Consider the following 14,421-nt stretch of genomic DNA (forward strand, 5'->3'; position numbering starts at 1 on the left):
GTTCATTTAGATTTAGCAATCTACATTTAACGCTTCCGCAGCTAGAGGGAATAGCTGCTAAAATCCAAAATAATAATTTTATCGGTAATGTAAGCTGGGGCAAGATGCCTAATGCTTCTAGTGAGTTTGTACAAAAGATTGAAATAAAATTATCTTAAATAATCAAAACTATAAGCACCCTACCGACTTTGTCCATGGTTTATTTAGTTTACATGCTTATATGGATTCTACAGAAAATGATATTGTAGAGTTTGCTGTAGAAAAAGAAAATAATGAAAAGGTCAAAACTCGAAATGAACAATTAAAAGACTGAAAAATATTTAACAAGCCTGAAATAGGTAGATATTATGCAGTAGCATATGTAAATGAAAAAGTAAAACAAATGGTACTTACCTATCGAGGTACTACATTTGAAAAATTAGATTTGCTTAAAACTAATTCACCGTTTAAAGCTCATTTTAAAAGTATTTTAGGTGGACAGATAGTGGCACAGCAAGCGGCCTCATATGAAGCTACAAAGGAGATTACCAAATATGCTGAAGAGAATAATTATAATTTATCTTTCACAGGTCATTCTTTAGGTGTATGGTTCGCAGAGCTTAGTTTATATTTTGCTCATAGAGATTTTCATTATCCAAAAGCAAAGGCAATCACATTCGATAGCCCGGGTTTAGCTACAGAAAATCTTCAGCCGCAGATATATAGCCATGAAGCTACCTTTGACGTAAAAAATTTAAATATAACAACTTATTTATCAGCTCCGAATTTTGTTAATGTCTGTAATCCGCATATTAATAAAGCATATAGATTATTTCCTAAAATTACTCTAAAGCATACAGGCAAGATAATAAAGGTAATCGATCAGCTTATAAGCGGTAATATTGCAACCGGACAATTTTTAGAGGTTTATAAGCATTTAGAAAATAATGCCGCACAAGGTTGCCCATCAAAAGAGCTCATAACCCCTGAGGGAAAATTTGAACTTTCTTACAAAGGTCATTATCGTATAAAAGAAGTAAATTTGTCTGTAGATATAGCAAATACAAATAATAAGGGCAGTAGCGATTGGTATCTAGCACAGTTGAGCAAATTGAGTATAGATAAAAAAGAAATACCAAATTTAATAAAACAACAGTTAAAAGTAATAAAAGAACTATATGAAATAAAACCTCAATATGGCAAATATTATATATTTCTAAAGTTAAAGTAGATGATTTAAGAGAGCAAATTTTAAGGTTAATTGCAGTAAGTAGGGAAGCAAAGGAAGTATTAGAAGACTGCAACGCTTATACTCCTAATGAATCAATTAAAGTTACAGAAAATATAATTAGCAATTTACTCCCTTTATCAACTTATAATCTGATTGTCCATAGAAATTTTACAACAAATAGAAGAAACTTTAAACGAAAAACGATTTGTAACAGTTAGTGTTTTCGCTGGAGCCGGTAAAATCACTCTAGCTATAAAATATGGAGATAGACAAACACAAGCGAAAAAGAAAATAGTACGTTTTATTAACGCAGATTCTGCAGACAAAGTCCTTGAAGCATATAGACAAAAGAATTTTTACTATTTACGTAATAGATGAAAAGGAAGAAAACATAATAAGATTAGTCCATGAGAGGATTGCTAATTTAAATTCAGCTATATTATTTATTTTTAATAATGTTGAAGATCATAAAGATATAGATAGAGCCTTATCTTAACAGTATAATTAATATACTTAATGATAAGGCACAAGTGATAATTACTACTAAAAATAATAATTTAAGTGATGATATAGAAAATATTATATTAGAGTCTTTTAGTAAAAAAGAAGCGATATTATATTTAAAGAAATCTCTAAAAAATAGCTTAAACAAGAAAGATATTGATAAATTAGTAGAAGACTTTGGTAGTAACGATGCTGCATCACCTTATAGGCTATCTAAAGCAGTAGCATATTTAAAAGCAAATAAATTACTTAAAGTAAATGATTACATTAATTACTTTAAAAATAACAAAGATAATCATATAGAAACTGTTTTATTACTACAATTATTAGAAAAATCACCTTTAGCTTGGCAGATATTACAATATTCTGCAAGATTTAGACCATGATTTTATCAGTATAGAGATTTTCAAAGAATTATTTTTAATAGATGAAGAAAAGCTACAAGAACCTATAAAAACGTTAGAAGCATTATCGATAATGAATCTAACATAACACAATAGACAAAACGGCTTACAATTACATAGATTAATGCAATTTATAACAAAGCAATATATAAATAAATATAAAGAACATGCGATAGATGAAAAAGAGATTTATACAAGACTAGCAGAAATCTTAGATGATTTATTTCCAATATTAACAGATGTTCCAAGTGAAGACTAGGAAATTTCTAAAATATTTTATCCCCATGTAGTAAAAATATTAAATGATGATATTGAAATTGATAAATGTAGAAAGGTAAATTTATATCAAAAAATAGGTTATTATAATCTATATTATGTAAATTTTCGTTAAAATTTTATAAGAAAGCTTTAAAAATCGATCAAGAATTAGTTCACCCTTCTTTTATTGCTAGCTCTCTTAATAATATCGGAGTGATTTATGAAAATTAGATAATACATACGAAGCTATAGAGTAAACAATCTTATTTAATATACGTACAAACTTTAGGTTTAGGTCACTACAAAGCTAAAAGCTTATCTCAAAAAAATTGCATCAGAATTTATAAAAAATAATGAAACTAGGGAGTTTATATTACAAAGAGGCGATTTTGAGGAAGTTACATTAGAAATTAAATAAAAAATACAAAAGAATGTTTTAAATAAAATATATATTAATGCTGCTAAAGATAAGTGGAATAGTAAGTTCTCAATCTTAGGAAATTGGGGGGTGAAAGGCTATTTAGGCGATAGATATTTAGCAAAACAACTAGGAGTGTTATCTGATCTTAAAAATATAGAAATAGCTAAAATGTTATATTTTGAAGCGATTTGCTTGGGAGCGATTAACAGTTCTAGTAAAAACTTCACTTGTGTAAAAGAATTTGTTAGAGCCTATCCTGAATTAACAAATAAGATAACAAACGAACATCCTGAATATTTTATTGCTGGCTCAATATTACGGGTATGTGTTAATGATGAAGCAATTTTAAATAAATTGCTAGCTAGTGGTTAGTGTGGCTATGTATCTTTACCCTCATCCTGAGGAAAATCAGATTTATCCATTAAATTTTTAGCAATGTTGCTTTCTGAAAGCTTAACTGATTGAAAATATTCGGATACAAGTTTTATCACTTCATCACAAAATTCATCTTGTAGCTCTTTACTTGCGGTTGATTTTTGGTTTTGCATTAACTGTATAGCATCAGATTTTTTATGCTCTAAAAATTCTTCAATTTCTTTAGTTTTTTTTTGAATGATTTTTTTGGTAACTTCATTACTTTCTTCTATCATTTGAGAGCGTAAAGTTTCTAATTTCTTTATTTGTTCGTTGGTGTGTTTAAAGAGCAAAGCAGCATCTTCTTTTAACTTTTCAGCTTTTAGAACTTTTTCTTGGACTTCTAAAATCTTAGCATCTAAAGAATTTAAAATGGCTTTTTTTGCTGGTCTATAAACTAAATATATAAAAATTACAAAACTAACGGCAAGCCAGAAGCTCTCATCTAGGAAATTCATTATTTTACTTTTATATTTTGTAGTAAATTCATATCTGCTTTAGTGCCAGCTATTTTTTCAATAATATTAACTGCAAGCTTTATGATTGCTGCGCTTTTATTAGTTCTAAATTGCTTAGCAGCTAAATTTATATCTTCAATGTTTTTATTTATAGCGTTTTTTAAATCTTGCTCTAGATTCTTTTTTTTAATTAAAAATTCTGATTCTAAAGAGTCTATTTTTTCTTTTTTTAGCCTATCTATTTCAGTATTTGTTTTGTCTATTTCTTCGTTATAATATTTATTTAGCTTTTCTACTTCTATGGTCAATGTATCTGCTTGCGTAATATTATCTTGAATATTTGTTTGTCTATTATTAAAAATTTCTTCAGCTTTTGGAGTTATAAATTTATAAACAAAGATATACAATAAGCCGAAAGTAACGATAAGCCAAAAAATTTGTGAATAATAGGTAGCAATATCAAATTGAGGCATCTTATTTAAAAATGAATTTTAAGAAAAAATAAGTAACATAGCAATTACAAAGGAAAAAAGTCCCATTGCTTCAGCAAGACCTGCACCGATCAGAGCCATTCTTTGTAAGTTTTCTGTAGCCGAAGGGTTTCGTGCTATTGAACTAAGTAGAGAGCTAAATATATTACTAACGCCTAAAGCTGCACCGTACATGCCGATAGCCATAAATCCTGTACCAATAAATTTTAAAGAAACCATGTCCATAAAAAACCTTACTTTTAATTAATCAAAAAATTTTATCTAATTATCTGTATAATAGGCTTTTTGCACAACGAAGCTAATAAAGAGGAATTTGCAGGAAACACAAAGCACAGAACCGCAGCGTACAAAAAAGTACGTGAGGACTCGAGCATCGGATTGACGTACAAATTACCTTTAGAAGCAAGTTGTGCAAAAAGCCTAGTGTAAATTAATAGCATCATTAAGATACATACAAGATAAAATAGTAAAAATATAAGCTTGAAGTATTGCAACAAAAATTTCAAACCCAATGAGTATCACCATAAGAGGGATTGGCAGAAATTTCAAGTAAATCATTAATGAAACGGTAAAACCGGCTATTACTTTTAATAAAACATGTCCCGCCATCATATTAGCGGCAAGTCGCAATGATAAACTAACCGGTCTTGCTAAATATGTAAATAGTTCAATTACTATCATCAACGGTGCTAACCATAAAGGAGTACCGTGCGGTAAAAAAAGGGTTAAAAAACGTAAGCCGTGTTTTACAAAACCGACTATAGTTACCATTAAAAATACTAGAATTGCCAAGGTAAAAGTAACGATAATATGACTAGTAGCAGTAAAGCTATAAGGTGTCATACCAAGTAAATTACAGAATAAAATGAAAATAAATAAACTAAAAACTAACGGAATAAATTTACGTCCTTTTACTCCTATATTCTGATTTAACATATCAGCTACAAGATTATAAACTATTTCAGCACTCACTTGTAATCTAGAAGGTACTAATTTCCGGTTATAAAAAGCTAAGTAAAAATAAGTTAGAGCTAAGATGTTAGCAAGTAACATATAGATACTCGAATTAGTAAAGCTGACGTCAAAACCGAACATTTTGATGTCTATTAATTTTTTGATATCAAATTGTGCTAAAGGGCTATGAGTCATTTCCTTACTTTTTATTATTTACTTTTTGCCTTATAATGTTAAAGCCGGCAGTCATTCCTATTATTGTAAATATAATAAGAAATAAAGGTTTAGAATTAAAAAATTTATCCGTAAATATTCCAATTACGATACCTACCATTGTACCTGAAACTAAATCTACAGCGATAGTGAACGGGCTAATTTCTTGCTGAATTTTAGGATTAGAAAACTTAGGAGTTTTTAAGTCTTTAATTCTTGCTTTGATATCTTTTAATTTTCCCGTATTCATTAGTTTATCTCCGTCATTGCAAGAAGACGCCATAGGCATCAATGAAGCAATCTCAGGATATTTAATGAGATTGCTGCACAGTTCTACGACTGCTCGTAATGACGATCTAAATTACAAACTCATTTCATTTTTTGCTTTTTCTTTCTGCTCCTCTAAAGCTTTATCAACTGCTGTGGAAATAGTATCTATGCTATAACTTCCTGTTTGTACTCCGTTAACGAAGAAAGAAGGAGTACCTATAAATTGGGGTGCTTTTGCTACAAAATTGGTATTAGCAATTAGTATTGCAGTAATTTTATCATTATTTAAACATTGTTTATATTCTTCCGGAGAAATACCGCCAAGTTGTCCTATATCAGTTAATAATTCTCTGTATTTATTGCTATATGCCCACTTATCTTGTTGTATTAATATGATATTATGAAGTTGTGTAAAACTATTTGTATCCCCCTTGCAGCGGGCTAAAATTGCAGCATCTAAATCTTGTTTAGTAGCAATAAATTCACGAACCACATATGCAATTTTGTTAGTATCAATATATTTTTTCTTAAGTTCCGGAAAAATTGTTTGATGATAATAAGCACAATGCGGACAGGTAGGAGAAAAATACTCGACTACTATAACATTTGATTTTTTGTTACCGAGAACCATATCATTATCATCAACTTTAAAAGTGACTTTAACAGGTTTTATTGCAGGATTTTTTTGTTCTTGTGAAACCGGCGTTGATACTTCATCAGTCTGATTATTATCATTAGCAGGAACTATTGATTCAGCCGTATTTTCAGAATTTACGGCTTCCTGATTTGTTTCTTTAGAAGTTTCGTTATTTTGTAGAGTTTCGTGCTCTATTATTTGTTTTTCCTCATGGTTCTTATCTTGTGCTTTTTCTTCTGAACAGCTACTCAAAAATAATAAAAATATTAGCACAATAAAAATACTTCGCATATTTATTCCTTATAACTTATTAATATTATTTATAATAAGATCGTATCAATTTTATTTCAATAAAAATCTCTACTTTATAATAAAAGCAAAATGTGCTATGCTATAGAAAATAATAATCTAACATTAAGTTCTTAAGGCACTAAAACCACTACGAAGGAGTTAATATATTATTTATAATAAGATCGTATCAATTTTATTTCAATAAAAATCTCTACTTTATAATAAAAGCAAAATGTGCTATGCTATAGAAAATAATAGTCTAACATTAAGTTCTTAAGGCACTAAAACCACTACGGAGGAATTAATAATGGCAAATACAACACAATCCGAACAAAAATCCGAGTTTAAAATAGGGCAGAGAATTGTCTATCCTGCACATGGGGTTGGTGAAATAACAAATATAGAATATCATACTATTGCAGGTACTGAAATTAAAGTATATGTAATTTCCTTTTCGCAGGATAAAATGACATTAAAAGTGCCTGTTAGTAGAGCTGCGGTTGTTGGTCTTAGAGCGGTTGCAAGCAGAAAAGATTTAGATGTCATATATTCAACTCTTCAAGGTAAACCAAAACCAGGAAATAGAATGTGGAGTAGAAGAGCCCAAGAATATGAAGGCAAAATTAACTCAGGTAATATTGTAGCCATAGCCGAAGTATTACGGGACTTACATAAAAATGTTGATAATGATCGTTCTTACAGTGAAAGAACACTCTACGAATCAGCTTTAAATAGACTTGCAGGCGAGCTTGCTATCCTTGAAAACATCCACCCAACCGAAGCAATTAATAAGTTAGTTGAAGTATTGCGTGAAAAATTAGTAGCATAGTTATACTCGTTCAACTTGAAAAATTGGCTGTGTCGTCTTTGTAAGTCCTCGGATGCTCACGTATTAAGTATACGCTCCGCTCCTCGGCTTACAGGCTCTTTGCTCTTTTCCAAGTTGAGCTTCGTATAGCTACTCTTCATTTACTCGGATTATATTTTTATGGATTGGCTGTAGTCTACGACTACCCGCAATAACGGAAAAGCTGATCCATACAACAAAGCAGACTTGACCACGAACATTTTAATTACTCTACTAACAGATAATTCATCCGGAATTTCTCAAGGGATGTATTAACTACATAGTCAACAAATTCTTTTAATAATTTTGGATCTGTTACTTCCTGTCCTTTATCGTCACAAGCAGTTAAAAGTTTTGAATTAATTTTTTCAAGAACGCCTTTCTTAATATCATCAATATTATGCGTACCATCTAACATTTCTAAAATATATTTTTCATGTATCGGTATGCCTACCATATCGTTAAGTCTATTAGTGACGCTAAACACGCTAGTTACATTATTAAAATGTGCTTGTTTTGCTTGGTATCTTGCAAATTCGCTAGTTTTAGGTTTTTCGGTGATAGTTGCTATAGCATGAGGTTTGGTCTCAAATATTTTGAGATAACCTTGAAAAATGAATATGATAAAATGCTGTTCTAATGCTGCTAAGAAATCTTGTAATTGATATTTACCAAGCTTTTTAAAAGCTTCTTTTGCTACTTGTTCTAAGCTTATCGGATTGCTAATATTTTCGGCATATACATATAAAATAGCTTTCATGATCGGCGAAGTGGTTGAAATAAAAGGCTCAGGTAAATTTTCGTAATAGAAGCTAACATTTTCCTGTTCGTTAGTTAAATCAACAGCTTTTTCTAGAATTACCGGTCTAATATTAAGGCTAGTAAAAAACTCTTTTAAATTATTAAATTCAATTTTTCTGTTTATAGGTATGTTTTGATGACATAATAATGTCGAGCGGAACTTTCTATTAGTGATAAAATCCATATATTGCTCAGTACGAACAATATCATTAACGGCTTGTAGCTTTTCTGCTGCCTGAGTAGGTAAATTACCGATAAACATTGCAGTAAGCGACGTATCACCTAAGTAATTTAGATGATTTTTTTGAGCTTTTTCTATGAATTGGTGAAAATATGTACCTGTATTAATTTCGCCTAAATATTCATGTAATACATATGAGTCCGTATATGTAGATAATAATTTTGTTTCATCTCGTAAGAAATTAGAATAAGGCGTTGTGGAGCTTTCTAATGAGTCATTGATGAACTTTAAAAGTAATTTAGCTTGCTGTAATTTATCATGGCTAGTATTAAATAGCTCTGAATGGAACATAATCATTTCACGTATTGTTCCCTGCATATTCCAGCCCGGGAGCGTATTATAGCTTACAAAAGCTATGCCGTTGGGATTTAGCAGTTTATTACAGATTTCGAGTATTTTATCTTGTACTTCTTCAGGTACCCATGAATATACGCCGTGACAAACTATGTAATCAAACTTACCGTATGACTCATCAATGTCCAATATAGATAATGCCTTTAGTTCGGCATTTTTTATTTTCAAATCACTGATAATTTTTTTACCTAATTCTATTTGTGTTTTGGATAAGTCAACACCTAGAGATTGTGATTTAGGATATGTTTCAGCAAAGTTAAGCAGATTAACACCGATTCCACAACCGAGTTCAAGTATTTTAGCAGTTTCAAGAGGTGGAGGGTTTAGTCCGAATAGCTTGCCGATAGTTCTTAAATAAGGTGGGGAGGTATAACTGAAAGTAAATGGAGAATAAGGTACTTCATCATAGGATATTTTATTAGATTGTTTTGTCATAGTATTTACATAAATTAAAAATTAATTTTAAGCAGTTTCAAAAGATTAAGCAATATATTTATATACAAAAAATTTTAAATTTAACTAATGTTCATATAATATGTAAGTGAAGTGTAATTTTATTTTATGAAAAATAATAATAATTATTTTGGTTTTTTAAGAGGTGCGATAAAAATCAAGAAGGATGTTATAAATTTTTTTGTGAATCTGATTGGGATAGTGCTTTATTGTATGGATCAGAAAATACTCTTGATGTCATTCCCGCTTTTAGTGGGCGTTGTTACGTGGTACGAGAAAAGTGTTCAATGTCATTCCTGCGAAAGCAGGAATGACATTATTACACAAACTATAACTTAATCAATTGTGCTTTAGTTGCAAAATTTTCTATTCCCTCTAGATTGGTATTGGTAACCCATAGTTGTATGGTTAAGCCAGTAAAAAATTCGATTAAATATTGACGTTTTTTGTCGTCTAAATGCACAAAGACCTCATCTAAAAGTAAAATCGGTGCTATTTTAGTTAGCTTTATAGCATAATTCATTTCAGCAAGGATTATTGCAATTAATATAGCTTTTTGTTCACCGGTAGAACAGAATTTGGCTAAGATATTTTTCTTTTGATGCTTTACTAAAAAGTCACTTTTATGAACTCCAAAACTAGTGCAACCAAGTAGTTTATCTTTGCTTCTTGTTTGATAAAGTTCTGCAGTAATAAAACTAACAATATTTTCTTTGCCGTTTAATATTTTTTGTTCAACAATGCCGTCAATCGATAAATCGGCTTTTGGAAATTCATTTTCAAGGTCATCTATTGCTTGCTGCATAAATTCTAAGGTTTTTAAGCGATTATTAGCAATATGGTTAGAAATATCAGCCATCTTTTCCTCAATAATTTTAAGCCAATTATCATCTCTTATATCTTCTACTAGAATTTTATTTCTCTCATGCATGTAATATTCGTATTTACTAACTAGTTCTGCATGCTTTGGATCAAAATTATAAACTATTCTATCAAGAAATTTTCTTCTAGCACTGCTACCGCTTGTAAAGATTCCTTCCATGTGCGGAGTCAGCCATACCATGCTAGTGAATTTACTTAACTCATTATTGGCTATTTTACTTTCGTTATACTCAGTTATCCTTCTATTAGAACTACGTTTAAATTGGGTGGTAAATTCTGCAAGTCCTAGCTTACTTTGCAATAGAGCTTTAACTAGACAATGATCTTCTGAAGTTTTGCATATATCGGCAAGTTTTGCTGATCTCAGTCCTCTTCCTGGATAAAATAGCGATATAGCTTCTAAAATATTAGTTTTACCGCTGCCGTTTTCACCTATTAAAATTATTGGTGTATTATCTGTTTTTAGTTCAAGATTTTTAAAATTACGATAATTCTCAAGACTTAAGAAATGTAGGAAGATATTTTTCATTTTATGAAAGAATAATAGTTAAATTATTGATACGTTGCATTTATACCGTCTAGAAATTGCCATAGTAGTTTTGCTCCTTGATGTGTTCATTTTTGTTCTTTTGAGCTTAAATTATTAATCAAATTTGCACATTCTTGTGTATGGCTATCACTTTACTATGAACAATGAAAAATTGTAAAGTTCTGTAATCTGAAATTCCATAAAATTTTTGTAATCCTTGAATTTTAGAGTCAGATCCTTTAGGAGTCTGACGCTCATAAGCATAAAGTACTCCAAGACCTATAGAAAAAGATTTCTCTGTTAATTTAAAATAACCTTGAACAAGTTTTTGAGTTAAATCTAATTTAGGTTCTGAAGTGAGTTGGTTTCTTAAACATCCGAGTCCTTCAGTGAAACGTTTCCATAGTTCCGGGTGATTTTCTTCACCTTGTTCTTCTTCTATAAGATTACCAAGTAATATTTGTCTAGCTTGTATATCACTACATTTGGAATGTATTGCACTTATATAACGTGGGAAAGCTGTAACGTGATGATAATATTCTTTTGTGTAAATTTGTAAAGTAGAATGAGCAAGTTTTTCCATATTCCATAATTGATAAAATGGATGATTTAAGAGGTTATATTGCTCAAGATTTTTATATTAAGCTGTTATAAAAATTTCATCTTACCTCCTTTTAGAGGTTATCAGTAAAAGGTTTTTCGTCCCATGACTATAATATTATTTTTTACCATCTGATAAAACTCCTTAGTATAAGACCAAAGCATCTGACCTTTATTACCTTCACCCCTTGTGGATCACATGCCATTATACCGATGATTTTTCTATTTTTCATAAGATATAGTTCAATGCATTGAACTATACATATTTAATCATATGGTCTGCTACAAAAAATCTTTGATGCTCTATAACATTATGCACTTGTAAATAATCAACTACGTTTTCCATTAAATATTTTGATATTGCTATTGTTTCTAAGTCTCTTTCCGATGCTTTGGAATTATAAAAAGCAGAAATATAAGATTTTCGTGAGTGTCCTACCAATATCTCGCATCCTAGATTTTTAAATTCTTTAATGATGTTGTAATATATAAATTTTGATAAATGGATTTTCCAAAAACCAATTCCAGGATCAAGAATGATATTTTGTCTATCAAATCCACATTTTTCTAATTTTGTTATTTCTTGCTCTTTCCATATATTTAAGCTAGTAAGCGGAGATTTATCGAAATCAAGACATTTTTGTTTTTGCGGTGGAACGGTTAATAGAATGCATAGTAATAATTTTACAATTATAATCGGCAATTAATCGTAATGTATAATCATCTAGATTATTTTTAACCAAGTTGATACAGGAAATAGGGTATTTTTTAACACGTTTAATTACTTCAGGAGTAAAACTATCAATACTGACTATAACTTCCTTAAGCTCTTCAAGAACATTATCAAGTCTTGCATATTCTTTATCTTCATTAATAATTAAAGCAGCAGGACGTGTCATTTATCAAGCATACAAAATTTCTAACGGCATCTTCTTTATAAAAACTCAATCCTCCATCAGAAAAAGAATCAGGAGTAATGTTTAAAATACCGACAAATTGAGGATTAAAAACAAGAGAGCGTATAACTCCTTGATTTTCAATTAAATGTGCTATTTCTGCAAAGATTTTATTGTTGTAAAAATTATTGATCGGACATGAATCACGACATTCCAAGCTTAAACCTGCAATTAGATGAATAAAGAAACGGTCTGTTTAATAATTCAGGATGTGGTATCTTTAAATCAGGTAAATCTATATGGCAATTATTCCAAAGTAGGATATCTAAGTCAATAACTCTTGGAGACCATTTATCGTAAGAGCTTGCTCGACCTAGTTGTTTTTCAATCTTTTTAAGCTCAATTAGAAGTTTACTAGGCGTTAAAGTACTTTTGCCCTGCATCACCATATTTAAATATGGTTTATCCCAAGCTTTATCTGCATTAGGTGGTAGAATAGCTTGTGTTTCAAAAACAATAGCTTGCTTAAGCAATATAAAATCACAACTTTTTAGTAAAATTTAGCGCTTTTTTAATATTTAAAAGTCTATTACCTAAATTACTGCCTATAGAAATATAAATCATAGTGTCTCCTTTCCTGAATAAGAAAAAGAAACTCCGCCATGCACTCCTGAAACCGGTGATTTTAATTTAGTAACGGTTACGTTTAGAAAAATCTTTTCTAATTTAGATTCGATAAAATTGTGATAAAGAATATCATATATTTGTGCGGCTAAATACTCGATAAGATTAAAGTGATTTTCTTGAGAAAGTTTTTGTACTAGCCGATTTCTGCATAACAAACAGTATCGTTTATATTATCCGTTACAGTAGCAAGGGGAGGAGTTGAGAGAAAGAGTTTTATGTTAATTTTTACAGGTTGAGCTTGGTGTTTTTCTTGAGTACTGCAGCCAAGATGTACCCAAATTATTAGTTCCGAAATATTAAGTTTACATGAATAATTTAAGTTGAAAGTTTGATACCTATCATAATATTAATATTAGGTTAGTATAAGCTCTTTATAAAAAGATACAATAGTTAAATTGATATACCGCCACGTTTTTTAAAGCCGATATGAGCTTTTTCAAGTTTTTTAATAAGTCTAGGTGAATATGATTTAATGTTTTTTTCCTTGCCGCCTTCATATTTTTTAGCGAGTTTCATGCCCCCTTTGATCATATTATAGGCGAAGTTCATTAGCTTCGTTTCGCCTGCTATTCTTTTTGGGTTCATAAACATATAAATTTGATAAACGGCAAAGCTTTTTAATAAACGTTTTAAGTTTATTCTAGCTTGTGTGGTTAAACCTTGTAATTTGTCTTTTGGGTTTGCAAGGTTTTTATTAGCATCTCTAACTATTTTAGAATGCTGATGCATTAAATAATTACTGACTTCGGCAACATTCTTGTTAATGAGCTTCTCATCCATTTTAAGCATTTTAAGCTTTAAGTTTTTAGTTTTACCTAAATACTTACGGATTAATAAGATAATCCGACTTTGCAGTTGAGTTAAATCCATAGTTTGTTCATTTAAGATAGCAAGTGTTCGTTCCATCTCATACTCAAATTCTTCATTTTGGCTTAATTCTTCAAAAATTTCCTCTACCTCTTTACTTTCAAGTACAAGATCGTCACTAATACCCATTAATGCATCTTTTATTTGATCAGCAATTTTTTTGGTATCTTCGGAAAATTGATTATTTGTCATAATCTAATTCATCGTTAAATATAGCTATTTTTATACTAGCACCACATTTCTGTTTGTCTATAAAAATTGTATTAAGAGATGTTAAATTTTTCTCATTGAGGATACTCTGAGGAATTATAACAAGCACCTAACATATTGCTAGAATCTTCATTATTATTATAATATGGTCTAAATGAAGAATTAAGGTTTAAATCATTGAACTTAAGTAAAAGGTTCTTTAAAGTATGAATCATGTGACCGGCTTGTCGTAATATTCATATAATCAGTTTCTAGTTTTTCTTCTTTAAATTTTTCTACTAAATTTTTATATTTTTCAGTTTTTTGTATAAATTTGAGTTGACTACACGGTGAAGAAATTATTGATGTTAACTCTTTAGACAAATCATATAATATTCCATTAAGGTTTAGGTCTTCCTTGTTCTTCTATGAGAGCTTTCGTATTAAGACAAAATACTTTTAGTGAATCTTGCAGACTTGTTTCTGATATATCTAGATTATATTGGTTATAAAAATCACCTTGGCTTGAATTCAATTATTTCTGATGCTA

General features: G+C 30.0%; 22 protein-coding genes and 5 pseudogenes. 8 read left to right on the forward strand and 19 right to left on the reverse strand.

Going from position 1 to position 14,421, the window contains the following annotated elements; genetic code table 11:
- Positions 1 to 382: 382 nt before the first annotated feature.
- The 6 genes and pseudogenes from ACPKKV_RS01455 (at position 383) to ACPKKV_RS01480 (ending at position 3,169) form a co-directional block, all read left to right on the forward strand.
- Complete coding sequence (locus tag ACPKKV_RS01455; protein WP_392505835.1) at positions 383 to 1,210, forward strand: lipase family protein; 828 nt, start codon at positions 383 to 385, stop codon at positions 1,208 to 1,210.
- A gap of 153 nt (positions 1,211 to 1,363) precedes the next feature.
- Complete coding sequence (locus tag ACPKKV_RS01460) at positions 1,364 to 1,588, forward strand: hypothetical protein (protein WP_392505837.1); 225 nt, start codon at positions 1,364 to 1,366, stop codon at positions 1,586 to 1,588.
- Between the two features lie 152 nt (positions 1,589 to 1,740).
- Positions 1,741 to 2,100, forward strand: coding sequence for an NTPase (locus ACPKKV_RS01465; protein WP_392505839.1), 360 nt, complete (start codon positions 1,741 to 1,743; stop codon positions 2,098 to 2,100).
- 142 nt (positions 2,101 to 2,242) lie between these two features.
- Positions 2,243 to 2,377 carry a hypothetical protein gene (locus ACPKKV_RS01470; protein ID WP_392505840.1) on the forward strand — a complete coding sequence of 45 codons (135 nt, stop codon included), beginning with the start codon at positions 2,243 to 2,245 and terminating at the stop codon, positions 2,375 to 2,377.
- Positions 2,378 to 2,434: 57 nt separating this feature from the next.
- Positions 2,435 to 2,607, forward strand: a pseudogene (locus ACPKKV_RS01475) (tetratricopeptide repeat protein).
- 277 nt (positions 2,608 to 2,884) lie between these two features.
- A complete protein-coding gene (locus ACPKKV_RS01480; protein WP_392505841.1) occupies positions 2,885 to 3,169 on the forward strand; it encodes a hypothetical protein in 285 nt (94 codons plus the stop codon).
- A gap of 5 nt (positions 3,170 to 3,174) precedes the next feature.
- On the opposite strand, the gene ACPKKV_RS01485 is transcribed toward ACPKKV_RS01480, so the two are convergent.
- Genes ACPKKV_RS01485 through ACPKKV_RS01495 form a run of 3 tightly spaced genes read right to left on the reverse strand, consistent with a single transcriptional unit; the run spans position 3,175 to position 4,385 of the window.
- A complete protein-coding gene (locus ACPKKV_RS01485; RefSeq protein WP_392505842.1) occupies positions 3,175 to 3,669 on the reverse strand; it encodes a F0F1 ATP synthase subunit B in 495 nt (164 codons plus the stop codon).
- A complete protein-coding gene (locus tag ACPKKV_RS01490) occupies positions 3,669 to 4,142 on the reverse strand; it encodes a F0F1 ATP synthase subunit B family protein (protein ID WP_392505843.1) in 474 nt (157 codons plus the stop codon). Before ACPKKV_RS01490 ends, ACPKKV_RS01485 begins: the two co-directional genes overlap by 1 nt.
- An 18-nt stretch (positions 4,143 to 4,160) precedes the next feature.
- On the reverse strand, positions 4,161 to 4,385 hold the full coding sequence (locus ACPKKV_RS01495; protein ID WP_014365151.1) for a F0F1 ATP synthase subunit C: 225 nt from the start codon (positions 4,383 to 4,385) through the stop codon (positions 4,161 to 4,163).
- A gap of 21 nt (positions 4,386 to 4,406) precedes the next feature.
- Here ACPKKV_RS01495 and ACPKKV_RS01500 point away from each other — a divergent pair.
- A pseudogene (locus tag ACPKKV_RS01500) lies at positions 4,407 to 4,586 on the forward strand (palindromic element RPE1 domain-containing protein); the annotation flags it as partial.
- On the opposite strand, the gene ACPKKV_RS01505 reads toward ACPKKV_RS01500, so the two are convergent.
- The 3 genes from ACPKKV_RS01505 to ACPKKV_RS01515 form a co-directional block, all read right to left on the reverse strand.
- Positions 4,581 to 5,309, reverse strand: coding sequence for a F0F1 ATP synthase subunit A (locus tag ACPKKV_RS01505; protein WP_392505844.1), 729 nt, complete (start codon positions 5,307 to 5,309; stop codon positions 4,581 to 4,583). The pseudogene ACPKKV_RS01500 and the gene ACPKKV_RS01505 sit on opposite strands and share 6 nt — an antisense overlap.
- A 4-nt stretch (positions 5,310 to 5,313) precedes the next feature.
- A complete protein-coding gene (locus ACPKKV_RS01510; protein WP_392505845.1) occupies positions 5,314 to 5,577 on the reverse strand; it encodes an AtpZ/AtpI family protein in 264 nt (87 codons plus the stop codon).
- Between the two features lie 111 nt (positions 5,578 to 5,688).
- A complete protein-coding gene (locus ACPKKV_RS01515) occupies positions 5,689 to 6,525 on the reverse strand; it encodes a DsbA family protein (RefSeq protein WP_392505846.1) in 837 nt (278 codons plus the stop codon).
- A 307-nt stretch (positions 6,526 to 6,832) separates the two neighbouring features.
- On the opposite strand from ACPKKV_RS01515, the gene ACPKKV_RS01520 reads away from it, so the two are divergent.
- Entirely contained in the window at positions 6,833 to 7,354 is a 522-nt protein-coding gene (locus ACPKKV_RS01520) for a CarD family transcriptional regulator (RefSeq protein WP_392505847.1), read from the forward strand.
- Positions 7,355 to 7,364: 10 nt separating this feature from the next.
- Here the strand turns inward: ACPKKV_RS01520 and ACPKKV_RS01525 are convergent.
- The 13 genes and pseudogenes from ACPKKV_RS01525 to ACPKKV_RS01585 all read right to left on the reverse strand — a co-directional run bounded on the left by ACPKKV_RS01525 (position 7,365) and on the right by ACPKKV_RS01585 (position 14,406).
- A pseudogene (locus ACPKKV_RS01525) lies at positions 7,365 to 7,467 on the reverse strand (palindromic element RPE5 domain-containing protein).
- A gap of 131 nt (positions 7,468 to 7,598) precedes the next feature.
- Entirely contained in the window at positions 7,599 to 9,203 is a 1,605-nt protein-coding gene (locus ACPKKV_RS01530; RefSeq protein WP_392505848.1) for a methyltransferase regulatory domain-containing protein, read from the reverse strand.
- 346 nt (positions 9,204 to 9,549) lie between these two features.
- Complete coding sequence (gene recF, locus ACPKKV_RS01535) at positions 9,550 to 10,632, reverse strand: DNA replication/repair protein RecF (protein ID WP_392505849.1); 1,083 nt, start codon at positions 10,630 to 10,632, stop codon at positions 9,550 to 9,552.
- 23 nt (positions 10,633 to 10,655) lie between these two features.
- Positions 10,656 to 11,263: pseudogene (locus ACPKKV_RS01540) on the reverse strand (CADD family putative folate metabolism protein); the annotation flags it as partial.
- Positions 11,264 to 11,322: 59 nt separating this feature from the next.
- Positions 11,323 to 11,465, reverse strand: a pseudogene (locus tag ACPKKV_RS01545) (dihydrofolate reductase); the annotation flags it as partial.
- Positions 11,466 to 11,488: 23 nt separating this feature from the next.
- Positions 11,489 to 11,935, reverse strand: coding sequence for a dihydropteroate synthase (locus ACPKKV_RS01550; protein ID WP_392505850.1), 447 nt, complete (start codon positions 11,933 to 11,935; stop codon positions 11,489 to 11,491).
- Positions 11,862 to 12,131, reverse strand: coding sequence for a dihydropteroate synthase (locus ACPKKV_RS01555; protein WP_392505852.1), 270 nt, complete (start codon positions 12,129 to 12,131; stop codon positions 11,862 to 11,864). Before ACPKKV_RS01555 ends, ACPKKV_RS01550 begins: the two co-directional genes overlap by 74 nt.
- 200 nt (positions 12,132 to 12,331) lie before the next feature.
- Positions 12,332 to 12,661: a 2-amino-4-hydroxy-6-hydroxymethyldihydropteridine diphosphokinase gene (gene folK, locus ACPKKV_RS01560; protein WP_392505853.1), complete on the reverse strand. Its 330-nt coding sequence runs from the start codon at positions 12,659 to 12,661 to the stop codon at positions 12,332 to 12,334.
- 87 nt (positions 12,662 to 12,748) lie between these two features.
- Positions 12,749 to 12,970 (reverse strand): dihydroneopterin aldolase, encoded by a 222-nt coding sequence (locus ACPKKV_RS01565; protein ID WP_392505855.1) that lies wholly within the window; start codon positions 12,968 to 12,970, stop codon positions 12,749 to 12,751.
- Entirely contained in the window at positions 12,949 to 13,110 is a 162-nt protein-coding gene (locus ACPKKV_RS01570) for a dihydroneopterin aldolase (RefSeq protein ID WP_392506913.1), read from the reverse strand. The genes ACPKKV_RS01565 and ACPKKV_RS01570 overlap by 22 nt, the downstream gene beginning before the upstream one ends.
- A gap of 95 nt (positions 13,111 to 13,205) precedes the next feature.
- The gene (locus ACPKKV_RS01575; protein WP_392505856.1) at positions 13,206 to 13,874 is read right to left on the reverse strand and encodes a DUF5394 family protein; all 669 of its coding nucleotides are present in this window, start codon (positions 13,872 to 13,874) and stop codon (positions 13,206 to 13,208) included.
- Between the two features lie 201 nt (positions 13,875 to 14,075).
- The gene (locus ACPKKV_RS01580) at positions 14,076 to 14,255 is read right to left on the reverse strand and encodes a hypothetical protein (RefSeq protein ID WP_392505857.1); all 180 of its coding nucleotides are present in this window, start codon (positions 14,253 to 14,255) and stop codon (positions 14,076 to 14,078) included.
- A gap of 16 nt (positions 14,256 to 14,271) precedes the next feature.
- Positions 14,272 to 14,406 carry a hypothetical protein gene (locus tag ACPKKV_RS01585; protein WP_392505858.1) on the reverse strand — a complete coding sequence of 45 codons (135 nt, stop codon included), beginning with the start codon at positions 14,404 to 14,406 and terminating at the stop codon, positions 14,272 to 14,274.
- Between the last annotated feature and the right edge of the window lie 15 nt (positions 14,407 to 14,421).

Origin of the sequence: Rickettsia finnyi (genome assembly GCF_049668125.1) — a bacterium.
Taxonomy (GTDB): Bacteria; Pseudomonadota; Alphaproteobacteria; order Rickettsiales; family Rickettsiaceae; genus Rickettsia; species Rickettsia kotlanii.